The organism is Helicobacter pylori, from assembly GCF_017594925.1.
GTDB lineage: Bacteria > Campylobacterota > Campylobacteria > Campylobacterales > Helicobacteraceae > Helicobacter > Helicobacter pylori_DP.
Window position 1 is genome coordinate 1 of the sequence record NZ_JAALNT010000036.1, and the last position, 2,674, is coordinate 2,674.

The following is a 2,674-nucleotide window of genomic DNA, read 5'->3' on the forward strand; positions in this document are numbered from 1 at the left end:
AAATGGTTTAGGCTCTCTTCTTTAAGGGGGGTTTAGAAAAATCGTCAAGCTTTTTATCGCTGGTTATAAAAGCTACAAAACCAACGGCGCGACAACAAACCCTAACGCCACGCTCAAAAACACGACTAAAACCCCAGGGATCAAAAACGCATGATCGAACACATAACGGCCCATTTTAGTGGTGCCGGTATGATCCATAGCGATCGCCCCTAGTAAAGTGGGGTAAGTGGGTAACACAAACAACGCCGAAACGCTCGCAAAAGAAGCCACGATAATATACAAATGCTCGGTATGGTTAGCGCTAATGCCTAAGGCTGTGATCACGCTTGGGATGAGCGCTTTAGAGGTGGCAGCCTGCGAATACAAAAGCATGGAAGCCAAAAAGAGCGCTACGGCTAATAAAAACGGGTAATCAGCGATCAAAAAAGAAGCGTATCGCTTGATTTCATCTATATGATTGCTCACAAAAGTATCGCCTAACCACGCCACGCCCAACACGCACACGCACGCTTGCATGCCGGATTTAAACACGCTTGAATGGGCGATTCCATTAGCGTTAATTTTGCAAAAAATCGCAATGAGAGTCGCCACGCTCAGCATGAAAGACACGATCGCTTGATCTCTGCCTAAAACCACCGGGCTAATCAAAGCGATATTTTTAGAAATCGCGCTCGCATAAAAAACGATCGCTACAACCCCACCGATAAAAATCCATAGCGATAATTTCGCGCTTTTTGAGGTTTCTTTTTCTTCTTTGATTTTAGGGGGCGAAATTTTGCCCGCTTTCAAGCGTTCTAAATAATGCGGATCGCTGTCTAACTTTAAATTGGTGAAACTCATCACAAACGCCGTGAGCATGCATGCTAAAAAAGTTGTAGGGATCCAAACCATTAAAAGGGTGAGGTAATTTGCCCCTAAAGGCTCTAAAACACCGCTCATAAACACCACCGCTGCGCTCACCGGGCTTGCGGTAATAGCGACTTGACTAGAGACTACTGCTAAGCTTAAAGGCGCTTTGGGTTTGATGTTTTGGCTCTGACTCACTTCCACAATCACTGGGATCAAAGAAAAAACCGTATGCCCGGTGCCGGCTAGTATCGTTAAAAAATACGCTACGCTCGGCGCTAAATAGTTGATTTGCTTGGGGTGTTTCCTTAAAATTTTTTCAGCGATTTGGACTAAATAATCTAAGCCCCCCGCCTTTTGCATCGCGCTGATAGCGCTAATGACTGCCATGATGATCAAAATCACATCAAAAGGGATTTTGCCCGGATTTAGCCCCAAAAATAAGCACAAAATAAGCACGCCCAAGCCCCCCGCATAGCCCACTCCCAAGCCCCCTAGCCTTGCCCCTAAAAAAAGCGAAAAAAGTAACACTGCAATTTGAAAAAAGGCATCCACCATTAACCCTTTTTAAATTTATTTTTAACGATGTTTTACTATACTATAAAATCTTTTAAATTTCAAAAGGTAGTCTATAATGAGAATGTTTTTGAAATTTTTGATTCTTTTACTTTGTTTGAAGGGGCAAGTTATGGCTCAAAATTTACCCACCATTGCTTTATTAGCGACAGGGGGGACGATTGCAGGGAGTGGTGCAAGCGCGAGTTTGGGCCGTTATAAGAGCGGTGAGTTGGGCATCAAAGAGCTTCTTAAGGCTATCCCTAGTCTTAACAGACTCGCTCGCATTCAAGGGGAGCAGGTTTCTAACATCGGCTCACAAGACATGAATGAAGAAGTATGGTTCAAACTCGCCAAGCGTGCCCAAGAGTTGCTAGATGATAGCCGTATTCAAGGCGTGGTCATCACGCATGGCACGGACACTTTAGAAGAGAGCGCGTATTTTTTAAATTTAGTTTTACATTCCACAAAACCGGTGGTGCTAGTGGGAGCGATGCGTAACGCTGCTTCTTTGAGCGCGGATGGCGCTTTGAATTTGTATAACGCACTGAGCGTAGCGATCGATGAAAAAAGCGCGAATAAGGGCGTGTTGGTGGTGATGGACGATAATATTTTTAGCGCTAGAGAAGCGATTAAAACGCACACCACCCACACTTCCACCTTTAAAGCTTTAAACAGCGGCGCGATAGGGAGCGTGTATTATGGCAAGGTGCGTTATTACATGCAACCTTTAAGAAAACACACCATAGAGAGCGAATTTTCTCTTTTAGAGCTAAAAACCCCCTTACCTAAAGTGGATATTATTTACACGCATGCTGGCATGACCCCCGATTTATTCCAAGCGAGCTTGAAGTCGCATGCAAAAGGCGTTGTGATAGCTGGGGTGGGTAACGGGAATGTGAGCGCTGGGTTTTTAAAAGCGATGCAAGAAGCGAGCCAAATGGGGGTGGTTATCGTTCGTTCTAGCAGGGTAGGTAGCGGTGAGATTACTTCAGGTGAGATTGACGACAAGGCTTATGGCTTTATCACAAGCGACAATTTAAACCCTCAAAAAGCTAGGGTGCTTTTACAACTCGCTCTAACTAAAACAAATGATAAGGCAAAAATCCAAGAAATGTTTGAAGAGTATTAAACGATTCTATTAGATCACCCGATTATCAAAGATAGTTGGGTGATTTGGTTTATTTTGTTTTTGACTTTATTTTCATCAAATATTGATAACTATCAAAATAGATTTGATGAAGCTCCCCCTATTTTAAAAAGGAGATTTTTC

At 43.5% G+C, this 2,674-nt stretch carries 2 protein-coding genes; one reads left to right on the plus strand and one right to left on the minus strand.

Annotated elements, in window-relative coordinates:
- Positions 1–72: 72 nt before the first annotated feature.
- Complete coding sequence (locus tag G6069_RS07805) at positions 73–1,404, minus strand: anaerobic C4-dicarboxylate transporter (protein ID WP_197293926.1); 1,332 nt, start codon at positions 1,402–1,404, stop codon at positions 73–75.
- Between the two features lie 76 nt (positions 1,405–1,480).
- Between G6069_RS07805 and G6069_RS07810 the strand changes: the two genes are divergently transcribed.
- Positions 1,481–2,533: a type II asparaginase gene (locus G6069_RS07810; protein WP_197293927.1), complete on the plus strand. Its 1,053-nt coding sequence runs from the start codon at positions 1,481–1,483 to the stop codon at positions 2,531–2,533.
- Positions 2,534–2,674 lie beyond the last annotated feature (141 nt).